Genomic DNA, 22622 nt, shown 5'->3' on the forward strand with positions numbered 1-22622 from the left:
GGCTCACGTCATGATCGCCAGCTGTTCTTCCTTGACCTCGAAACGCAGCGGCGCACCTTGCAAAGCCCGCTCCAGCTCTTCCACCATTAGGGTGCCGATGCGGAGCCTTGAATCCGGATTTACACCGGCTAAGTGCGGACGCACAATAACATTGTCCATGCGGCGAAGTTCACTGTCAGTAGCCAGCGGCTCCAGCGCAAACACATCCAGCGCTGCGTTGAACCTGCCGAGCCGCAGCTCCTCGATCAGCGCGCTTTCATCGATCAAATCCCCGCGAGCCGTATTAATGAGCAGAGCGCCATCCCGGATGAACGACAACTCGTGCCGTCCAATCATTTGATACGTCTCCGGCACTTTTGGCGCGTGCAAAGAAATGACGTCCGATTCGGCCAGCAGTTCATGCAATTGTCGCAGTTCAACACCTAGCTCCTCGGCTTTCGCTTTCGAAATGAACGGATCATAGCCCAAAATGCGCACTTGAAACGGCTGGAGCAGCCGGATCACCTCACGCGCCACCATGCCCAAGCCGACCAAGCCAACCGTCCTGCCGCGGAGCTCGCAGGTTTCATAGGTCGAGCTCTTGGCGTTGCCGCCCGCGCGCATAACCTTATCCACCGGCACGATCTTGTGTCCCAGTGCCAAAATCAACGCCAATACCGATTCGCTCACGGACACCGCGATGGCATAGTTGCTGTTCAACACCCGAATGCCCCGCTGGTATACCTCCGTGGTCGGCAGAATCGGTTTTACTGATCCTGCCATATGGGCGATCCACTGCAGCCGGTCCGCATGGTGCAGCACAGCATCTGTGAATGGCGCGCTCTTCCACGACGTAATCACCGTATCCACGCCGCGAATCCGCTCTGCCAGCTCCTGTTCGGTGAACGGGCGGTCGTATGGATTCCAGACGACCTCTCCGAGTCTATTCAACTTATCCAAGCTCCCAGGCGTAAAGAACAAATGAACCAAATTTCGCGGAATCTGTACCAAAAATTTATGCATTGCCGTTAAGCTCCTTCCTGCAGCAGACGTAGGTCTTCCTACTTCTTGGCATCCACGGCTTTTTGATAGATTTCGATGTATTTTTTCAGATTCATTTTGTCCAGCGTTTGAACGTAATTGTCCCATTCCTTGTCGATGTCCAAATCACCGGTAACAAAACGGGCAATGCTCGTTTTTACATAGTCGTTGATTGTTTTATCCAAATCGGCGAGCTGCTGGGCATCGACAGGCGGGAAGAACAGCGGAGGCACGATCTCGTCAATGCTCGGCTTATAAGGCTCGTAGTTTTTCTTGGTGACGTCATAATACATTTTTTCTTTGTCCGGTTGTTTCAGAACCGCCTGGCCGGCATAATACTCTTTATCGGTCCGGTAGTTGACGCCATACTGAGCCCAGTTTTCGTTTTGAACGCGTCCATATGGCACCAGCAATCTGTACGTGGCGGGATTGCCGTCACGACCCAAATCGCCCGGCTTCGCCTTTTCCCAAGAGGAGCCTTCCACGCCGAAGTTGGAATACAGCTGAGCCTCAAAATCGTACATCGCATCCGCCCATCTCATGGTCGCCTCAGGATATTTGTTGGCGCTCGTCATGATAAATTCGCCCTGTCTGATTTTGTCATAAGCGAGCCAGGTCGTCTTTTGCACGCCGTTCGGCCCTTTCACCGGAGCGATTGGCTGATATTCGAGCCACCTTCCGCTTTCCCCCTCGACAATCGTAATATCTGACGGGGAGTGGGCTGGAATCGCACCCGCGATGACTGTGTTCGGGTTCTCCGCGATTTTTTTCAGGCCCGCTTTATCTAACGTAAACGTCTGCCGGTCCAGCAGCCCCTCTTTATACAGCCTGTTCAGGTACTTAAGTCCCTCTTTCCATTCCGGCTTATTGTAAGCTGCATCGATTTTTCCGTCCTTCAAAAGCATCCGCTTGTACCCGTCGTCATAAATAAATGAATTCATCAAAAAGACGTCAATTTCGGACTTGGACGGTCTGGAACCTGTCGCAACACCGCCGACCAGCGGGATTTCGTCTTGTTTTCCGTTGCCGTTCGGGTCTTTTTCTTTGAATGCCTTAAGCATTTGATAAAATTCTTCCGTTGTGGTCGGCTCTTTCAAACCGAGCTTATCCAACCACGGCTTGTAAACGTACATTTTGTAGTCCAGCGAACAGTGATAGCAGTCGTTGACGTAGGGTAAGCTGTAAATTTTGCCGCCTGGTGCGGAGATCGCGCTTTTTACTTCAGGCATTTCCTTGAATATTTTTTTCGTGTTTTCCCCATACTTCTCGATTAAATCGGTGAATGACACAAATATGCCTTGTTCGCCGTAAATCATTTGCTGCTCCGGTGACACGTCGAGGTTCATGATCACATCGGGCAAATCGCCGCCGGCCAGCAGCAGATTCAGCTGCTCTTGGAAGTTCTTCTCATCGAGCACCGTCCAGTCCACATGGATGTTCGTTTTGTTTTCCAGCCATTTGGTATATCCGTTCGTGTTCAAATCTTCGACCAGGCTGCTGCCCTTCACGGCCACCTTCAAAGTGATCTTTTCATTCACAATCGGAAATTGACCGGGCGGATTGACATTTGCCGCGGTGGCGCTTGCCTCCGTTCCCTGCGTTTCCTCCATGCTTGTGCCGGCTTGCTCCTTCGAGCACGCGGACATCACAGCTGACAGTGCAAAAACCGTAGATAGCAGGAGTGCAGCCGATTTTTTCAAAGCTTTCAACCTCCCTTTCTTTTTCAACGGTGCAGAGCTGACTCACTGTATTGCCTGACTAAGCCTGAAGACTCACTAACCTTTGATCGAACCGATCATCACCCCTTTGACAAAATGTCTTTGCACAAACGGGTAAATGAGCAGCATTGGCGTGGTCGCCACGACGATCAGGGAGTATTTCAGCAGATCCGCGAGCCCCTGGCGGGCAATGAGATCTTCTTCGCTTGTCACCATGCTGGGATCGATCTGGTTCTGGATCAAAATCGTTCGGAGCACCAGCTGCAGCGGATACAGCTCGCGGTCTTTCAGATACATGAGAGCATTGAAATAAGAGTTCCAATGACCCACGGCGTAAAACAAAGCCAGCACGGCAATAATCGGACCGGACAGCGGGATGACCATTTTGAGCAGAAACTTCCAGTCCGTACAGCCGTCCACTTGAGCCGCTTCGAGCATCTCGTGCGGAATCGTGGTTTGAAAATACGTCCTTGCCACGATCACGTTGAATACACTGATGGCGGAGGGCAGCAGCATCGCCCAAGCGGTGTCGAGCAAGCCCAAATCTTTTACCAGCAAATAGTTGGGGATGATACCGCCTGAAAACATGATGGTGAACACGAAAATGAACATAATCGCATTGCGCCCGATAAAATCTTTTCGCGACAGCGGATACGCGGCGATCACAGTCAAAATGACATTGATGGCCGTGCCTGCCACAGTGTAGAACAATGAATTGGCAAAACCCGTCCAGATCGCCTTGTATTCAAACACCGCATTATAGCCTTTAAGCCCCGGCTCCACCGGCCACAGCCAGACCCTGCCGGACGTAACCGCCTCCGTGGAGCTAAAAGAAGCGCTTACAATGTAAACCAGCGGATATAGCACAGCGAGAAAAAACAACGATAGCACCGTGTAGTTTACGATGTTAAACACTCTGTCCACCGTGACCTCTTTGACTGAGGAATTCACCTGTCACCCTCCTGTCTACCACAAACTGCTTTGTCCCAATCTTTTGGCAAGACGGTTCACGGCAAGAAGTAAAATGAGATTGATCACGTTTTTGAAAAGACCGATAGCGGAAGAGTAGGAAAAGTTGACGACGGTTGATGCCAGCCCCACTTTGTATACGTAGGTGTCGACGATCTCGGAGGTTTGAAGATTGAGCGGATTTTGCATGAGAAATGTTTTTTCAAAGCCGATTTCGAGCATGCGGCCCACTTCCATAATAAGGAGGATGACCGCAATAGGCATGATGCCCGGCAGGTCGATGTGCCACATTCTGCGCAGTTTGGTTGCACCGTCAACGACAGCGGCTTCGTGTAGCGCAGGGTCGATGCTCGATAACGCAGCCAGGTAGATAATGCAGCTAAAACCAACATTTTGCCATACCCCCGACCATACGTAGATACTCTTGAAGTATTCCGGAACTCCGAGCAAATTCACCGACTCGAAGCCAAAGGCACGGGCGATTGTACTCACAATTCCGATGCGCGGATCCAGTACTTGCATGATAATGCCGACCATAACGACCACTGAAATAAAATGCGGTGCGTAGGTGACCATTTGAACCAGCTTTTTGAACTTCTCATGCATGACATAATTCAGACTGAGAGCCAGCAGGATCGGAAAAGGAAACCCTGCCGCCAGCTGATACAAGCTAAGGCCGATCGTGTTGCCCATAATGTTCCAAAATTCATACGACTCGAAAAACCTAACGAAATGATCAAACCCCACCCAAGGACTGTCCCAAATGCCCTTCGTGGCGATGAAGTTTTTAAAGGCGATTTGGGCGCCGTACATGGGAACGTATTTGAAGATAATAATGTAAGCGAAAGGCAGAGCCATGAGCAGATACAGCTGCCAAACCTTGGCCATGTCTTTTAACAGCTTGACGCCTTTATGAGTCCGCGTGATCCCGGCCGCCCGTTCCACTGTTGCCGATTCCACACCGACACCTCCTTTCAAATTGGTACTGGCCGCGCCACCGTCGTTATATCCAAGTTCCGTGGACACTGCACCGCAGAGCGGACGCCGCGTTACAGTTACGATAGCCAGCTTGGATGCGGAGCGTACTGCGGGCGCTTGACCTTACAGCCGCAGGCACGTGGAATCCGTGGATTGAGCCCGCCAGCAATTCCGTGCAACGATCGCGGCAGCTGCGGCTCGGCGGACCGTGCACAGCGCTTAAGTGCATTGAGCGCGCCGATCAATTCCGTGCAACAATCGCACACCTGTGAGCTCAGCGGCCGTCCAGCAGCGCTTGCGCCAGAATCACTTCAGCGATTTCCATTGTTTTTACCGCATCTCCAAAATGGGACGACGGCAGCTTTCCCGCCTTCAGGCAGTTGATAAATTCCCTGTGCTTGGCTTGAAATCCGCCGAATTGGAACAACTCGCCGCCCCCGGCCATTTCGCGGGCATCATACTCGACCCCCGCAGTGTCGCCATCCGCGTACAAGTAACCTTTTGTTTCATGCTCGGCCTCCACGCAGATGTTGGGGGCATGCATTTCCACCGCAAAAATTCTTCTGCCGCTGGACCAACTGTTGATCAAGTAACCAGTGGACCCGTTATCAAAGTGAATCGTTGCGGAGATGAAATTGATATCCGGCACTTGAACCCGTTTCGTGGTGCTCTCAATCTTTGCGGCCTCTCCCCCGCACATCCACCGCAGCGTATCAATGGAGTGGACCGTGTCATCCATCATTCTGTCTCGCGCGCCCAGAAACGGCTGTATTTCAGACTTGTAAAACCTGCACACGGCATGCGTGATCGGGCCCCGTTTCAAGCATTCCTCCCGCAGCCGGGTTACCATTGGAGATGAACGCCGCTGGAAGCTCACTTGTGTGATGCATCCGTTTTTCTCCGCCGCGTGTGCGAGTGATCTGGCTTGGTGTACGGTGATGCCCAGGGGTTTCTCGATGTATAAATGAATACCGCGGGTCAGACACCACATCCATACATCGTACATAATATGGGGTTGGCCAATGGCATACACTGCGTCCGGCTGTACTTCCTCTATCATCATCTTGTAGTCCGTGTACCGCTTGGCAATACCGTATTCGTCGGCGGTGGTATGAAGAGATGCCGGATATACATCGCAGACCGCTGCGATCTCTACATCGTGAAACGAGGCGAGCGAAGGGAAATGGACCAAATTGGCCATTCTTCCCGTGCCGATCATGGCTACTTTTACTTTATCTCCCATATTGCGCTCCTTAAGCGAACAAAGATTTGGCATACGCTATGTCCTGCTGAATTAACCGGGCGACATCCTCTTCATTGGTGTATTCGGCGGTCAGGCATATGACACCGTCATAATTCCGCTTTTGCAAATACGCCGCGGCCCGCGGCCAGGATGCCAGACCCTGCCGGCCTGAAGTGAAGTAGCGTTTCCATTCGGCATGCTCCGCTTCGGGTCCGTTGGTGCGTTTGTAATATGCATTTTTGAAATTAACCATGCCCAAGTGGGACCATACGATATCGAGCCCGAACTCAGGCTGTTGACCTGCGAGCGCATCGTGCGCTGCATCCCAAACCGCCCCTAAATAGTCCGGATTCAATCCGTCTAGCAAATGCTTCAAGCCCGTTGCATCGGTCACGTTATTGCCATAATGCTGCTGACAGCCGATCTTGACCCCATACTTTTCACATAGCGGCGCAAGAGCCTCCAGCTGCTCGCGTGCTTTTTGCACGGAAGCCAGGTAACCGTCTTCAGGCCGTATCACCGGCATAACACGGATCATCGGAACTCCCGCCTCAGCGCAAGCAGCGAAGATATGTTCGTCCGTGCCGCTCGCGACGCTGAAAATTTTCAAGCCGTGATCGGCAAATTGAGCGACTAGTTGCGGCAGCTTTTCTGCTTGTGCCGGCTCCAGCTGGTAACCCTCGCGCAATGGAAATTCTATACCGTCAAATCCCATGCCCTTCACAAATTGAGCAAGCTGCCATACCGATTTTGTTTTCCACGGCTTCGTAAACACAGAAAACGAGATTGTACTGCTGGACATATCGGCACCCCTCTATCGATTAACTTTGTCAAAACTCAGGATCGGCGTGGCACACAGCTGCGGCATGAAACACAGGTGCGGACTTGCGAAATGAAACTTTATCAGTAAAACGCTTACACGAAAACAATTACATATTACTCCAACTGACAAACTAACGTCAATATTTAAATTATCTTTTTGTGTTGGTATGTAAAATCAGGTTCATAATACGCAAATTTGAACAAAAAATATGATCTGGACATGTCAAATCTGCCGTCTAGCGAAAATATATGTCGTTTTTTGAATTAACTAAACTACTCGGCTCCCGTTTCGGTTTTCATAGTAATCAGGATTGTTGCCCAGCTTAGCGAGCACGGGGGCGGTTAAACGGTTCAGATGGCTCACTGCGTCGGCGCTGAGCTCGTAGGCTGCACCTCCTGCATTCATTTCGAGCTGCTCAAGGTTGCGCGATCCGACAATCGTCGAGCAAATATGTTCATTTGCGATCGCCCATGCCAAGCTTAGCGTGCCCATGCTCACGCCCAGTTCCTTGGCGACAGCCGCGAGCTCCAGCAGCGCTGCGTTCATTTCCGCCTCGGCTCCCTCTTCCCCGTGCCGGGTGCCATGCCCTCTCGAATGGTGAAAATGACGTGATCTCGCCTGCATCGGTCTCACTTCATCCAAGCTCGCGAATTTACCGGTCAGAAGACCTTGCTGCAAAGGCATGTATCCGATGACGCCAATTTGATGCTGCGCGCAATACGGAATCACCTCCGCCTCAATTGCCCTGGAGAACAAGCTGTACGCGAGTTCGTTGGCTGCGACCGAAACCCCGGTGGCCAGCACTTCATCCATCTGCTTCAGGCCGTGATTGCTTATGCCGATATGGCGGATCTTACCCTCCTGCTTCAGCATGTTCAGCCCATCGAATACCTCACTCACTGACGGCAGATTAGCAATCAACGCCTCATCGTCGCTGAAGTGTTTCACAGAGACGGCCGTCAAAGGCCAGTGCAGCATATACATATCGATGTAATCGGTTTGCATGCGGGTCAGGCTTGCCTCGCAGTGCCTTTTTATCTCCTCGGGCCGGGCGTGGGCAGTGCTTATTTTACTGCCGATGATGGCCTGCTCGCGGCGTCCTTTCAGCGCGATGCCCAACGATATCTCGCTTTTTCCCTCGTTGTATACCTCTGCGGTATCAAAATAGTTAATCCCCATGTCCAACGCGCGGTGGACCACCAGGTCAACGTCCTTCTGGCTTTGCTCACCCCAATAGGATCCACCGCCATACTGCCAACAGCCCATGCCGAGCACGCTAAGCTGCAGACCGGATGCGCCTAATGCTCTTGTTTTCATCTCCCTTACCTCCCGCCTATTCGTCGCGAATGACGCCTTTTTTCAAGATTAAGTTGCCTTTGAACGCTTGATCCCCTGTAGCGACAACTGCGTAAGCGAGCCGTGCTCTGTCGTAAAAACGAAACCGTTCCACATACTCAAAATCGGAGAATGCGCTTTCAAACTTTCGGATTGTGCTGCTGTATTGAGTCCATACAACAGGCGTCGGATCACCGGATTGCAGCGACATCACAACCACCGGGCGCTGTACGGATTTATCCAACGGGAACAGCGGCATAACCGCATCCAACATGGTGGTGAGCAGATGTCCGTCGGCCCGAATCAACCGTTTGGCAATTGCTGCCGCGGGAAAGTTGCCGTCAGCCAAAACAATCTCATCTCCATGCCCCATCTCCATCAACACCTTCATAAGTTCCGGGGATATGACGCTGGCTATCCCTTTTAGCAAGGTTCAACCCTCCTCTGCTCCATAATTTAACAGTACTTCGAGGTCATTCTAACACCGGCTTCAACTTTTGTAAAGATATAAACTATTTGGTTTACTTTTATTGTATTATGTCCGGGGTATGCTATAATGTTTTTTATTCAAATATTTTCCAAACTGAAAGTTAGGGTGCTGTAAATGAACCAGATGGATATCAAAGACCAAAAAGGCAGTAAGCTCTCCATACTTCAAACATTGCGAGTACATGGCAGCATGTCCCGCATCGAACTGACTCGCCTGACCGGTTTGAGCCGGGCTACGATTTCTATTTCCATCGCGGAACTTATCGACCTCAATCTGGTTCATGAAACGGATACACGTCAATCGACCAAGGGCCGGCCAGCAACCACATTGGAGCTAGTGCCCCGATCCCGCGCCATCATTGGAGCCGATCTCGATAATAAAACATGGACTCTAGGCGCTTTCGACCTGCTTGGCAATGTCATCGACAGCATGAAGATCAACGTGAACTCATTTGACCCCGAAGCCGCGTTCAGTACATTGGCTGATGCGGTGACCAAGTTTAGAAAAGGTGTGGAGGTACCCACTGTGCCGCTGCTCGGGCTTGGCGTGCCGGGACTGGTCGATGCAGACCACAGTGTCATACGGAGCGCGGCGGAGCTGGAATGGAATAATGTCGAAGTGGCGTCTTTCATGAAAAAGGAGATCGGCTGGCCGACAGTTGTCGTCAACCGGCATAGGGCGAGAGGCCTTACTGAATGCCGATACGGAGCAGGTCGGCAATTTGATCATATGATTTATATTGGTGTGGGCACAGGCATAGCGGCAGGGCTGTACATAAACCGGCAGCTGTTATCCGGTTCGCTCGGCGGAGCCGGTGAGATCGGCCATACCACCATAGAGCCCGATGGCCCTCTCTGCCCGTGCGGCAATCACGGCTGCTTGCATATGCTCGCCGCCGGTCCCGCGATGGAGCAGGAATTTCGCAGGCTTCTAAGAACGACGGAGCGATCGGAACTGTATTCCGGCATGAGCGTTGATTTGCACACCATCAAAGCGCAAGACGTGTGTACTGCCGCAGCCAAAGGCGATGAGCTGGCCCAACAGGTGGTAAAGCAGGCGGCATCCTATTTGGGTATCTCGATGGCAAATCTGTTGAATACTTTTAATCCCGAGGCGATTATTCTGGGAGGTACGATACCAAATGGTAGTCAGCTCTTTGTGGATACTGCGACCAAGGTTATGCGTCAGAGAGCGATGAGTGCGCTTTTGTCCGGCACGGAGGTTAAATCCGCTGTGTACAAAGAAATAGGGGGAGCACTCGGGGCGGCAAATTTCGCGTTTGATAAACATATTTCGATTTCTTTTTTCAGCTGAGCCACGAGAGTTAAACAGGACCGGAAATTCGGTTAACCTACAAACCAATTGATCTCTCACACGCAAAAATAAAGGTGGGCTGCCGATAATCGGCTTCCCGCCTTTATTTTCCTCACGTTTTAGTTACTTTCTGCCCCTATCTTCCTTGTCCTCGCGACGATCATGCTTCTACGGCTTTTTCTTATCCTTCAGCACACTGTCGCTCGCAGCGCTCCTTACTGCTTCTCCCCGAGGCGGCTGACCGTCCGCTCCGGGCCTGACTTCAAATTTCAAGTAATCGCCTTTATCGCGTTCCGTCGGCGTATACGTTCTGGCGGCGGCCCCTTTGATCGGCTCATAGCTGCCATCCTTGGTTTTGGCGCGCAACCAGCGATAAGTGGTTCCCGCTTCCGAGTAGCCCTTGGCGTTGAAATATTCATAGTCGCCGTAAACCGCAGTGCCGATGAGCGGTGATCCCTCTGTAGTCAAATCCGTCTGAACGATACGGTTTACGCGCAAATTGTCCAAATAAAAGGTTCCCGAAACATGGACAGCCCCCGGTTCCACCAAGAACACGATTCGCTTCACGTCGTTCAGCTCATGTTTCAATGCGGAAATGTCCCAGCTGAGCGTCTGCCAGGTGCCCTGAGTATCGCCTTTGAAGGCCTTCTCGTGCTGTCCGCTCACCTCTTCCAGCTTGAAAATAAAATCATACTTGCCGTAAACCTGCATCGTCACGGAGTCCCCGACGAACACCGGCTGAGTAGGGTCTGCCACACCTTCCACAAAAGGCCATGTCTTGTCGCCCTTGTTGTAATCGATGCGCATTGCGTTTCCGCCATCCGGTGTGATTTTGTTATCTAGGCTAAGCGTAAACACGTTATCTCCGGCGTCGGACCAATTCGGCTCAATCGACTGACCGTCGAAGTCATCGATACTGGTGAATACTTCTTTCGGCATCGTCGTAATGGTGACGCTGCGGGCTTCCGGCTCCGCCACCTCAATACGACCGGAAGGACTGCTTTGCTTTGGATTCCCCTGCAGCGCAGCATTCGTAAGCGGATCGACTGCGGTAACAGGCGTAACCTCAAACTTTATGCAGCTGCCCGCGTCTTGTTTCTGTACGGTATACGTACGCTGTGTAGCACCCGGTATCGGTGTAAAACTGCCGTTTGCATCGGCCGCTTTCAGCCAGCGGATTTGCGATGCTCCTTCCGCCGCACCGCTCGGACTGAAGTAACTGTAATTCGCCGTCAGCGTTTCCCCGACGATCGGTTTCCCGTGAATCCACAGATTCGAGGCGGATGGAGCTTTCCCTTTGACCGCCAGATCGTCCAAATAAAATGTACCCTCACCGCTCGACTTGCCCGGAGCGGCAGTAATCATCAGCCGGTTTACCGAACCGAGTTTTGCCTTCTCTTCAGCGGTAAACGTCCAGTCCAGCAAACTCCAGCCGCCCGGCTGCACGCTCACCTGCTTCTCGATTGTACCTGATTCGCCATCCAGTTTAACCAGCAGGGTAGTTGCAGACAATGCATAGATGTGAGCGTGCAGAGCATCGGTGGAGGAGAGATTTTGCACGTCCGAAAATTTCAACTCGAGAAACGCCGACTCCTTGCCCGGCTGCTTCGTATACTCGACTTTTAAGGCGCCCGTGCCCGTATGGGTCTGTTCACGGGTCAAGCTTGCCCGATAAACCTCATCGCCGCCGTCCGTCCAGCCGGAGCCGATCGTGTTGCCGTCGAAATCGTCGATCACGGTAGATCCGATCTCCGTCAGCCCGACCTTTTTCATTCCCGACTGCACATACTTGTTCTGATTCATCAAATTCCAGACGAGTCCGCTGCGGTAATTCTCCAGCATGAGCAGCGTGATGCCCTTGTCGATGCCGATCACGTCGGGACCGTACCACTCCGGACTGACATCCAGATTGTAGGCGTCTTTCAACCCGTAATCTCCGATCAGATTAGGGTATGTATAGTAATGACGAAGTGTGGACAGCACCTCTTCCGGCGTGAATACGATCGACCCAAGCGAGCCGGCCGGCGTCACGGTTCCATCGATGATGTGCTGTTCGTTCGAGAAGCCTGACGGAGCCGATCCATAGCGTCCCTCGTAGCCTTTAGGACCGTCGGATGCCGTGAATCCCCATGCGTCGGGGCCGTAGGTTTTATACTTCGCCGCGTTATCAATGCTGTACTGACGGCTCGACTTCGTGGCGATGACTGAATTGTTCCACCAATCCACGCCTTCCCGGTCCATTTTGTTTCTCAAATCGAACCAGGCGAATGAGAACTGGTGAGTGAATAACGAACCGAACCAGGAATGGATAAACGTCGGATAATTCCCATACGAAGCGGTTTTTCTAATAAAGTCGTAAAACATCTCGGGATCGATCGGATGGGTCGGCGACGCGGCGCCCAGGAAATAAAGCATGAACTGCTCCGCGTAAAAGTCCCAATGGCCGCTAAAGCCCTTTTCCGGCGAATAGCCCATATAGAACTGGTTGTAGTTGCTGCCCGGGTTTTTATCCGTGTACCAGCTCCAGTCCACATTGCGGTAGAGCCGATCCGCGAGCGCTTTCACTTCTCCGCCGAAATATTCCCCAGCCGCAAGCGCGCCGCTGATGGCAATGCCCGTATCAATGATGGAAAGCTCCGATGTGCCGTAACGCTTTGCCGTACTCATATCGAGAAAGTGATAAAAGAAACCGTTCAGCTGTTCCGCGTGATTTAGCAGCGTGTTCAGCGTTCCCAGCACCCGCTGCTCAGCCTGCGTTTTATCGACCCAGCCCCTCTCGGCCCCGATGACAAGCGCCGTCAAACCGAAGCCTACCGACGCCACGCTGCTCATCTGCGGATCGCCCGGCGCCCGGTCGCGGATCAAGCCGTAAGCCGGACTCTGGGGATCGGTGTTTGCTTCGTTCCAAAAGAATAAAAACGAATGGCGGCTCTCATACTCAAGCAGCTCCTCATCCGACATGGACGTGAAATCGCTGGAGGCCGCGAACGAAGATTGAAAAGGGAATAGCAAAGAAACGAGGAGGGTGAAACTGAGAACAACCGAAAGCCCCCTCAAAGATGTTGTTTTCAACACATTCATTTGTGTTTCTCCTTTCAAGTTGGGATCGGTTCCTTCGAAACGTTTCGATTTTACCGAAAAAGGATCACCGTCTAAAGTTACGTTACACACTCCCTGCCGGTCATCACCTCCTTAAAGCCAGCATCTTACTACAATTACACTGTAAACGCTATCAAATTAACCATGGGATATCCGTTTTAGTTCACAGTAAAATAAATACCACGTTATCGAAACGTTTCGACAGTTCAGTAAAATTATATTCCACAATTTTCTGCCGGTCAATATCGATAATGGTGCAGCGATCCGTTCTCTGTCCACTTACTACTTAAAGGATCGTCCACTGAAACGCCGATACATCTTTCTAAACAAGAAAAGGAAACCCTGCTGAACTGAAGCAAGGGTGTCCTTTTGCACAAACTACTACAGTGCTGCGCGCTAAACCGGCTGCACGGACTCGCCTTTCATCAACGTGACATAGATTCGTTCATTCTCGATGGCTTCGCCTTCAATCAATTTAAGCAGCTGCTCGGAAGCGAGCGCCCCCCATTTTAACTTGGAATAATCGATGGTCGCAAGCCGCGGCTGCGTATACTTCGTAAGCTCAATGTTATCGAATCCGATAATATGAAAATGCTCCCCGACTCGATACTCCGTGTCAGCCAGCGCATTGTAGATGCCGATGGCCATCTCGTCGTTGAAACAAAAGACGGCAGCCGGCCCCGTGTATTCCCGAATCATTTGGGCGGCGGCTCGTACTCCCGATTCCTTATCGAAATTCCCCTGAATCCCGGTGCAGCGGATCGGCTGATGACGCTCGACGGTCTGTTTTACCGCTTGAAGGCGCTGCTTCGAATCGTACGACCCTTCCGGACCGGTGACGATATATAAGTTCCGATGTCCGTTTTCAAGCAAATATTCAACCGCCAAGGCCGCCCCCGCTTTATTGTCCAGAAGCACCTGATTTACATTCGGGTGGCTGAGCTCCCGGTCCAAAACAACGATCTTATGTCCCAGATCCGCGTAACGGAGCAGCTCTTCGCTGGCAAACGACTGATCCAAAATAATGGCGCCGTCCACCATGCGTTCGGGCAGCAGACGGTGGGATTGTGCGCCGCTGCACACGATCAAATCGTAGCCCTTTTTATTCAGCACTTCCTTCATGCCCTGCAGCAATTCGCCATAAAACGCACCGCCAAAATCCGTCAAATAAGCGCCGATGATGTTGGTGACCCGTTTCTTGAGCGTTCTTGCGGCGGCATTGGGAACATAATTCAGTTCTTTGGCTATGGCCAGAATCTTGGCGCACGTTTCTTCCGTTACTTTGGGACTTCCGTTCAGCGCATACGATACCGTTGAAATCGAAACTCCCGCTTTTTTCGCGATATCCTTAATACTAACCACAGCAGTCCCCTCCGAACAATTTCCTGCTCTTATCTTTTACTATACATTAAAAGAATACAAGGAAGAAAAACCAAAAAGGCGACCGCGCGAGATTCGCCTATGTTGGCTTACAAATAAATGTCGATTTCGTTGCAGCCATCGGTGAGTATACCGTTCAGCTCCTGCGCGTGGATGCGCATCCCTCCTGGACGGTAACGGTTTGCCGTCTTCTGTCCCGCCCGCTCCTGGCCGTTGATGACAACCCGCTGAACAGAGCCGCCGTCAATATGGTAAGTAAAGCTCACACTACGTCCAAGGATACGATACCCGAATTGCAGCCCGTTCAAGTGTTGCGGCAGCACCGGGTCGATCACCAAATCGCCGCCGGCCATCCGAATGCCGAGCACATTAGAAATCAGTTGGTTCATGTAAATTCCCGGGCCGCTGGAATAAATTCGCCAGCCGCCCTTAACCGGTACCGTCCCCGACCGCAGCTCGTCAAAACGTTGCTGTGCCTCATAGCGGGTAGGAAACTTCCCGTCCGAGCTGCTGAAGTAAGTGTTGCTTTGCCGCAGCTCCGCGTTCGGCACGACGCCGCGGATGCCGACGGGGTTGATCATCTCCAGCCCCTTCCAGGCTTCGTCGGCTTTCCCCAGCTTGGCCATCGCTTCGACGAAACGGATGTGGGCGTGAACGTACTGCAGCCCGATTTCCCGGCCGAAATTCGCCGCCTGCTCCGCTCGTTTGAAGTGCGTGCTGACGCCGCCGGCGTAGCTCGCCGGCCGGTTCATAAGGCGCACGCCGTCCGGACAGTACAATTCGTCCTTGATCAATTGATAATGCACAGCCGCCTGCTCTTCAGTGAGCAGCTCGCCGATCATGCTGCGCGTCATCGGAAGCAGGCGATATTGAATGCCCATTTTCGTATCGGTCGGATGCAGCATCAGCTCCGGTTTTCCCGGTTCCTGCATAAAGACGAAGCCGGGAATGACATCCGTCGCCAGTATGTAGCGGTTAAAGTCGGCCTTGATCCCCGCCGCCAGTTGGTTCAGCTCGGCTGCCAAGGCTTTGTCGGCCCCCGCAAGCACAGCGGACAGCTGGCTGAACACCTGGTACGTCAGTGCCACCGTCCAGCTGCTGATCATGTACCGTTTCAGCTGCGCATTGGCCGGCTGAAGCGTGTCATCCCAGTCTCCGTCTCCGTATGAGGACAGGTGCGTATCGTGGAGGAAATGCCGCTTGATATAATCAATTTCTTTTTTGATATGCTCCGATAAAGGCGCTGTAGCTTCCGTGAATTCGAAGCTGCCGCGTACTGTGTACGGGAGTTTCTCCTGCAGGATGCCAAAATCCCCGGTTGCGGCAAGATAATCGCTGACCACTTTGAGCGGCCAAACGATGATATCTCCGTGGCTCTCCCCCTGCTGGATTTTGGCGTAGCGGTCGAACATGAACCACTGCGGCCAGTTGCCGTCGTCTTCATACTGATGGCTGTACACGATGCTCAGGATATCGCGCACTTCGCCGTACTTCTGCGTCGCCAGGAAATATTCCGCCGGTCCTTGGCAGACGTCACGCGTTCCCCAAGCCGCCCCGCCGTACTGCTCCAGACCGTGAGGCACCGAGTAATGCACGAGCATGTTGTGGGTATACCACCAGGCGAGCGTATTCACTTTGTCGATCTCTTCCAAGGCACCGTCGTTTCGGGACAGGCAGAATCCGTTCATGACGTCCGCATAAAACGCCCGGTAACGCGCGATTTCATCCGCAGCGGCCACCTGCGTAAAAGGCAGGTCCTCGTCCTGCAGCAGTCCTTGTATGGTCACGCTCCATTCCGCGGCAGGCTCCAGTTCCAATACCACGAGGGAAGCGGAGCCCGGCTCGGCGTTTGCTGCCATTCTTGTTTCATTTCCCACCTGGAAGCCCGCACCGTTCACCCGCATGCGGTAGCACAGCTTGGGCCAAACGGAGGCGCTCTCCGCATTGCTGCCGGCGTAGAACGTAAGAATCTCGCCCTCTTGTCGAACCTGAAACGGAGCATCGTATTCATTCATGTTCATGCTCACCTGGTTCGTAATCAGGAAACGGTGTGCTTTTCCGCTTTGCGAGCGGACATGGAGATGGACTTCAGGTGTATCTACCGTAGTGTAATTCGTGATCACCAGCACATCGTCTGCCGTTTTGTAAGTCCAGCGGGTGTAGTTGAACCCGATTTCGAACATCGACGGCATGGTCAACAGCCGGTAGCCGCCGTCCATCTCCACGTAGATGCGCTGACCCGAAGTCTTCATGATATTCAACGCATTACGCGCATTCGTCAGCATTTTGTTGATATTCGTGTTGCCCACGACTACCTGCGAATTAAATATCCCGTACATATAAGAAGTAGTCGTCATCACATTTTCGCGTAAACGCGCATTGTCGCCGCTCATAAGAATATGGCCGTGCGGGCGCTCTACAAGAAGCTCCTTTTGCTTCAATACAACATGCTCACGGGTATCGGTAAAAAAGGAAAGAAGCATACCGCCTTCCCACTCTTCATGACGGCGGTTCGGGAACAAACGCTCAATCTCTTCCGGCGTCATCGGTCCCCCCGCCAAAGGCGCGGCGATATCGGAGGCGAGACGAACAGGCTCCAGCGAACGGCCGGGTTCCGCAGCTTGGGTTCCCATGGTTTTCCATGCTTGCAGGATCTCGGTTTCGAACTCCAGAGAATCGACGGCAGACGGATGATCGGGCATGAAGAGGCCGTAAAACACAAATCGCGCCGAACCGTTTAACTTGACGCGCTCCGACTGAAGCGCCGTGTATGCGAACTCGTACTGGTACACCTCACCGGCCAGAGCTTCCCGGCTGAGCGCCTCCGGTTCGTTCGTCTCCTTATAGGACAAGCCGAAAAATTGGAACCCGTCCGTCGAATAACTGGACATCGGCGTTAAACCGCCCTGCTGCAGGTAAGGGAAGCCCCCTTGCTGGGGCATATTTTGCCGGGAGCAGACCACGCAGCCATGCTCGTTCCGGAACACGGCATGGTCAATATATTGGGATACATACGCTTCGTTGGTGCGTACGGCGCCTTTGTCGGCGAGGCCGAGATCCTGCCCGTACACAAGATCGACTTCCGCATCGTTGCCGTCGACCCGCACATCCCAAAACCAGATGTCGTGACGGGTGACGCGCAGCGTCACTTCATAGCGCAGCTGCTCGACGGCTCCTTCCCATGTCACCTGCGAGTCGGTATAGCGTACACGGCTGCGCGAGCGCACACCGAGCAGCGGCACGGCTTTAATACCGGACGGCTCGTGCAGGCGCAGGTACAGGTTGTTTAACGAGCCATCCAGCGGGTTAGCCACCCACTGGTTGATCATTGTTTTGTTGTAAGTTATTTCGCGGATATCTCCGCTGTTGACAAAGGAAAACCGGAGATTCCCCGCTTTGATTTGAAACTCGGTTTCTGCTCGTACCACCCTATGTCCCTCGCTTTCTTCGTTGTGATCGATCACTTCTCCAGCCTGAAACGGAGTTCCGTTACATCTCTGCTATTTGGGCCGATGAACACTGCGAACTCTCCGGCATCGCTCGCAAACTGCAGGTCCGAGTGGTGGTAGCGCAGCTGGCTCTCTTCCAACGTGAACGTTACTTCCCTGCTTTCGCCGGGTTTCAGCGCGATCTTCCGGAAGTCCTTCAGCTCTTTCAGCGGCCGAACGACCTCACCCGCCAGATCACGGACGTACAGCTGAACGACTTCTTCGCCGGCGGCGCTGCCGGTATTGCTCACGTTTACCGTCACCGTCAGCTTTTCGTCAGGCGGCATGACCGGCGCAGAAATTTTGGCACCGCTGTAGCGGAAGGCCGTGTAGCTTAACCCGTAGCCGAACGGATACAGCGGCTCGTTCGGGATGTCCAAATACTGCGACACGTAGCGGATTTGGGCGTCAGGCGCACCTTGCGGACGGCCTGTGTTGAAATTGTTGTAATAAACCGGCACCTGGCCGACGGAATAAGGAAACGACATCGTGAGCCGGCCCGACGGAGTCTCCGCACCGTACAGCAGATCGGCTACGGCGGCACCGCCTTCTGATCCTGGATACCAGGCTTCCAAAATCGCATCAGCTGATTCCACGACGCTGCGCAGATCCAGCGGCCGGCCGTTGAATAGAACGACAACGATCGGCTTGCCCATCTTTTTCAGCTCGGCGAGCAGCTTCAGCTGGATTTCCGGCAGACGGATGTCCGCACGGCTTCCGGCTTCCCCGCTCATTTCGGAATGCTCGCCAAGCGCCAGCACAATTACGTCAGCCTGGCGTGCGGTATTCAGCGCTTCCTGCCAGTGCTCCTCCGCAGCGGTTTCGATATCGCATCCCTGCGCGACAACAATATTGGAAGCTGCCGTGTGCGCCAGCATGCCGTCGTACAGCTGCACGGCATCCTCTGTCGAGCCGGTCCACGACCAGGGGCCAAGGATGTCGCCGTTCTGCGCGAACGGTCCGATCAGCGCGATATTTTGTTCCGGGCGCAGCGGCAAGACCGAGTCATTTTTCAAGAGCACACAGGACTTCACCGCCAGCTGGCGCGCCGCCTTGCGGTGTTCTTCACTGAATACGACCTGTTTCTCGCGTTCTACATCGGCGCCGCGGTAAGGGTTCTCGAACAGCCCCAGTTTCCGCTTGAGCTGCAGGATGCGCATGACAGCTTCATCGATTAAGCCTTCATCGACGGAACCGGATTCCACCAGCTTGCGCAAATGATCCGGGTAGCAAGCCGTCATCATTTCGATGTCGACTCCGGCTTCGATCGCCTTCAGAGCGGCTTCCGCCTCGTCGGCAGCCACGCCGTGCGGTATCATTTCTTTGACTGCGCCCCAGTCCGAGATAACGACACCGTCAAAGTTCCATTCGCCTCGGAGCAGATCACGCAGCAGACGCTTGTTGCCCGCGGCAGGAATGCCGTCGACCGTGTTGAATGCGGTCATCACCATTTCGCAGCCTGCATCAAGCGCCGCTTTATAGGCAGGCAGATAATACTCGCGCAGCTGCCTTTCCGACATATCCACGGTATTGTAGTCGCGTCCGCCTTCCGCAGCGCCGTATGCCGCAAAATGCTTCACACACGCGGCGAGCCGCCCGGTGTCGCCTGTCAGATCCGTCCCCTGGAATCCGCGAACGAAAGCTCGTGCAAATTCACTATTGAGATAAGGATCCTCGCCGGTGGTCTCCATGACGCGTCCCCATCTCGGATCCCTCACCAAATCGACCATCGGCGCAAACGTCACGTGAACACCCGCAGCGGAAGCTTCTCTTGCCGCGATTTCCGCGCTTTGCTCGGCCAGTTCCAGATCCCAGGAACAGCCGATTGCGAGCGGAACGGGAAATATGGTTTTATAGCCATGAACGATATCCGCCATAACGAGCAGCGGGATACTCAATCGATTCTTGCTTAAATGAGCCTTTTGCACGGCCATGGCTTCCTTGGCGCCTGCCAATCCGAGCACGGAGCCCGTATTTTTCACCGTCTCTTCCGTGATGCCCATGGCCGCCATCGGACCGGTAATTTGACCCTCGTTCTCCGTTCCTTCAAAAAAAGGCACGGCGAGCTGCAGGAGTTGGCCGATTTTTTCATCCAGCGTTAATTGTTCGAGCAGCGCTTGCAGTTGCTGATCTGTCATTTGAATGCCCTCCAGCTTCTGTCGCAAGTTTCGAAACGTTTCGAAACAAATTATAAATGGATTAAAATGCGACGTCAATGTAAGGATTTTACCAATAGTTGTATTTTAAAACGTTCCCATCATCCTTATTTATCCAGTTGAACACGATTTCATAATGTTTTATAATGGCATCGAAACGTTTTTATTCCAGACATATCATCTTAATATGAGAATCGAAACGTTTCTAAGAATTCTTATTTTGATTGTATACTTTTAACTGTTAACGGGGGAACGTCGCTTCCCGGGAGGTGCAGCGGGAAAACATTACATGCACTGTTTTATATCCGATTTAGTGAAACTGAAGTAACTGCAAGCATCGAAGTAGAACTCATTTGAGCCGGGAGGAAATGACTTATGCGTAAAATGGTTACGGCAGTATTGGCCAGCTCGGTGCTGGCAACGGGTGTTCTGGCAGGATGTTCATCGAGAACCGACAGCTCCGAGGGCGCAGCGGGCGGTACCGTCACGCTGAACGTCTGGGCGATGGGGGAAGAGGCAAAATCGCTTCCACAGCTCGCGGACAAATTCACACAGGAAAATCCCAACATTAAAATCAATGTGCAGGCGCTGCCGTGGGACACCGCTCATGATAAGCTGATCACCGCAGTCGCCTCCAAAAAAGGACCTGACGTGCTTCAACTGGGCACGACTTGGATTCCGGAATTCGCATCCGCCAATGCGCTGATGGACTTGAAAGCGGAGCTTGGCAGCTACCCTGAGTTTGCCGAGTCCAACTTCTACCCGGGCGCCGTAGCGACGACGAGGCAGGGCGATGCGGTCGTCGGTGTGCCGTGGTACATCGATACCCGCGTCCTCTACTACCGGAAGGATCTGCTGCAATCGGTCGGCTATAACGAAGCGCCAAAAACGTGGGAAGAGCTGTCCGATGCGGCGAAAAAGCTCGCCGCCCGCGGAAACGGCAGCTATGGCTTGAGCATCGATACGAAAGAGCAGTCCCTGGCCTTTATGTTCGCCCGGCAAAACGGCTCAAAGCTGATCGACAACAACAAGCCGCTGTTTAACCAGCCGGAATTCGTGCAGGCCGTCGAATACCTGAACAGCTTCTTCCAGGACGGTTCCGCACCGAAAGACCTCGGCATGGATATCGTACCCGCGTTCCAAAAAGGAATCGCACCGATGTTCATCAGCGGTCCTTGGATGATTAAGTTGATCAACGACCAGGCACCGGACATCAAAGATAAATGGGCGACCGCCGTACTGCCCAAAAAAGAAAACAACACTTCTTCCCTGGGCGGCTCCAATCTCTCGGTCTTCCAGCATACCGAACATAAAGAAGAGGCTCTGAAATTCATCGCCTATATGAGCAAACCGGCAACCCAGCTGGAGTGGCTAAAGCTGAGCAATACGCTGCCGTCGACCAAGAAAGCATGGGAAGATCCGTCGCTCACGAACGATCCGAACTACAAGGTCATCGGCGAGCAGCTGAACGCTTCGGAACCGATGCCGCTGATCAAACCGTTTGAAGAAATCGCGCAAAGCTACTTGAAGAGCTTCGAAAACATCTACCGCGCCAACGCAAACGTGCAGACGGAAATGGACGCTTTCAACAAAAAGGCCGAACAAATCCTGAGTAAGTAACATAGCTGCCATCCCACAGCTAACCGGCGTAAGCTGGGTAGCTGTTCATCTACTTAACGCGTTTGACCCTCGTAAAGGAGAGGACTTGTCATGAAGGGATTCACGGCGAAAAAAGCGCCTTACCTGTTTATCGCTCCGGCCTTAATCCTGTTAACGTTATTTTCTATCCTGCCGATCCTGATCGCGCTGGTCATTAGTTTTACCGATATGGACCTTGCCGGGCTGGCCGATTATGCCAACATTAAATTCATCGGAGTGCAAAATTATCAGGATGTGCTGTCCGATCCGATTTTCCGCAAGTCCATCTTCAACACACTGTTTTACGTTGTGATCGGGGTGCCTTTGGTCATCTTGTGCTCGCTCAGTGTCGCGCTCTTGATCAATTTCGGTACTTCAAAGATCTTTAAAGTCTTTCGTGTCGTCTATTACCTGCCATCGGTCACCAACGTCGTCGCCGTTGCCGTCGTTTGGTTTTACCTCTACAATCCGGCTTTCGGCTTATTAAACTACTTGTTGAACTTGATTCATCTGGGGCCGGTGCCTTGGTTGACCGATCCGATCGTTGCGAAAATATCGCTGATTTTTCTGGCGTTATGGCGAGCCATCGGGCTCAATATGATTATTTTTATCGCGGCTCTGCAGAGCATTCCGAAATCTTATTATGAGGCTGCACAGCTGGACGGCGCCAGCCGGCTGCAGCAAATGTGGAACATCACGATTCCGATGCTCCGTTTTGCGATCTTCTTCGTATCCATCACCACCATGATCGGTTGGCTGCAGTTTTTCGAGGAGCCGTTTATTATGACAAGCGGCGGCCCGCTGGACAGTACAACATCCGTCGCCTTGTTCATCTACCGCAACGGCTTCCAGCTAAGCCATTTCGGTTACGCGGCGGCAGGATCGTTCATCCTGTTTTTTGCCATTATCCTCGTGACCTTGATCCAGTTCAGGTTCCAATCGAAAGATACCGATCTTTAATATGGGAAAGG

At 52.9% G+C, this 22622-nt stretch carries 15 protein-coding genes; 3 read left to right on the forward strand and 12 right to left on the reverse strand.

Features of this window, described 5'->3' with window-relative positions; all coding sequences use genetic code 11:
• Positions 1 to 3: 3 nt before the first annotated feature.
• The 8 genes from CBW46_RS00525 to CBW46_RS00560 form a co-directional block, all read right to left on the reverse strand.
• Positions 4 to 1002: a hydroxyacid dehydrogenase gene (locus tag CBW46_RS00525; RefSeq protein ID WP_165842159.1), complete on the reverse strand. Its 999-nt coding sequence runs from the start codon at positions 1000 to 1002 to the stop codon at positions 4 to 6.
• A 38-nt stretch (positions 1003 to 1040) separates the two neighbouring features.
• Positions 1041 to 2720, reverse strand: coding sequence for an ABC transporter substrate-binding protein (locus CBW46_RS00530; protein WP_089198088.1), 1680 nt, complete (start codon positions 2718 to 2720; stop codon positions 1041 to 1043).
• Between the two features lie 75 nt (positions 2721 to 2795).
• On the reverse strand, positions 2796 to 3689 hold the full coding sequence (locus tag CBW46_RS00535; protein WP_089198089.1) for a carbohydrate ABC transporter permease: 894 nt from the start codon (positions 3687 to 3689) through the stop codon (positions 2796 to 2798).
• A gap of 15 nt (positions 3690 to 3704) precedes the next feature.
• Positions 3705 to 4667 (reverse strand): ABC transporter permease, encoded by a 963-nt coding sequence (locus tag CBW46_RS00540; RefSeq protein ID WP_243633116.1) that lies wholly within the window; start codon positions 4665 to 4667, stop codon positions 3705 to 3707.
• Positions 4668 to 4959: 292 nt separating this feature from the next.
• On the reverse strand, positions 4960 to 5928 hold the full coding sequence (locus tag CBW46_RS00545; protein ID WP_089198090.1) for a Gfo/Idh/MocA family protein: 969 nt from the start codon (positions 5926 to 5928) through the stop codon (positions 4960 to 4962).
• 10 nt (positions 5929 to 5938) lie between these two features.
• The gene (locus CBW46_RS00550) at positions 5939 to 6730 is read right to left on the reverse strand and encodes a sugar phosphate isomerase/epimerase family protein (RefSeq protein WP_089198091.1); all 792 of its coding nucleotides are present in this window, start codon (positions 6728 to 6730) and stop codon (positions 5939 to 5941) included.
• Positions 6731 to 7018: 288 nt separating this feature from the next.
• Entirely contained in the window at positions 7019 to 8068 is a 1050-nt protein-coding gene (locus CBW46_RS00555; protein WP_089198092.1) for an aldo/keto reductase, read from the reverse strand.
• Positions 8069 to 8084: 16 nt separating this feature from the next.
• Complete coding sequence (locus CBW46_RS00560) at positions 8085 to 8516, reverse strand: RbsD/FucU family protein (RefSeq protein WP_089198093.1); 432 nt, start codon at positions 8514 to 8516, stop codon at positions 8085 to 8087.
• A 174-nt stretch (positions 8517 to 8690) separates the two neighbouring features.
• On the opposite strand from CBW46_RS00560, the gene CBW46_RS00565 reads away from it, so the two are divergent.
• Positions 8691 to 9890: an ROK family transcriptional regulator gene (locus tag CBW46_RS00565; RefSeq protein ID WP_089198094.1), complete on the forward strand. Its 1200-nt coding sequence runs from the start codon at positions 8691 to 8693 to the stop codon at positions 9888 to 9890.
• Positions 9891 to 10058: 168 nt separating this feature from the next.
• On the opposite strand, the gene CBW46_RS21470 is transcribed toward CBW46_RS00565, so the two are convergent.
• From CBW46_RS21470 to bglX, 4 genes are all read right to left on the reverse strand, one after another.
• Positions 10059 to 12971 carry a glucoamylase family protein gene (locus CBW46_RS21470; protein ID WP_207802212.1) on the reverse strand — a complete coding sequence of 971 codons (2913 nt, stop codon included), beginning with the start codon at positions 12969 to 12971 and terminating at the stop codon, positions 10059 to 10061.
• Between the two features lie 414 nt (positions 12972 to 13385).
• The gene (locus CBW46_RS00575) at positions 13386 to 14351 is read right to left on the reverse strand and encodes a LacI family DNA-binding transcriptional regulator (RefSeq protein WP_089198095.1); all 966 of its coding nucleotides are present in this window, start codon (positions 14349 to 14351) and stop codon (positions 13386 to 13388) included.
• Between the two features lie 107 nt (positions 14352 to 14458).
• Positions 14459 to 17797, reverse strand: coding sequence for a GH36-type glycosyl hydrolase domain-containing protein (locus tag CBW46_RS00580; protein WP_243633117.1), 3339 nt, complete (start codon positions 17795 to 17797; stop codon positions 14459 to 14461).
• A gap of 32 nt (positions 17798 to 17829) precedes the next feature.
• Complete coding sequence (gene bglX / locus CBW46_RS00585) at positions 17830 to 19995, reverse strand: beta-glucosidase BglX (protein ID WP_089198096.1); 2166 nt, start codon at positions 19993 to 19995, stop codon at positions 17830 to 17832.
• A gap of 393 nt (positions 19996 to 20388) precedes the next feature.
• Between bglX and CBW46_RS00590 the strand changes: the two genes are divergently transcribed.
• Positions 20389 to 21633 carry a sugar ABC transporter substrate-binding protein gene (locus tag CBW46_RS00590; RefSeq protein WP_089198097.1) on the forward strand — a complete coding sequence of 415 codons (1245 nt, stop codon included), beginning with the start codon at positions 20389 to 20391 and terminating at the stop codon, positions 21631 to 21633.
• 90 nt (positions 21634 to 21723) lie between these two features.
• A complete protein-coding gene (locus CBW46_RS00595; RefSeq protein WP_089198098.1) occupies positions 21724 to 22611 on the forward strand; it encodes a carbohydrate ABC transporter permease in 888 nt (295 codons plus the stop codon).
• Positions 22612 to 22622 lie beyond the last annotated feature (11 nt).

The organism is Paenibacillus xerothermodurans, from assembly GCF_002220865.2.
GTDB lineage: Bacteria > Bacillota > Bacilli > Paenibacillales > NBRC-103111 > Paenibacillus_S > Paenibacillus_S xerothermodurans.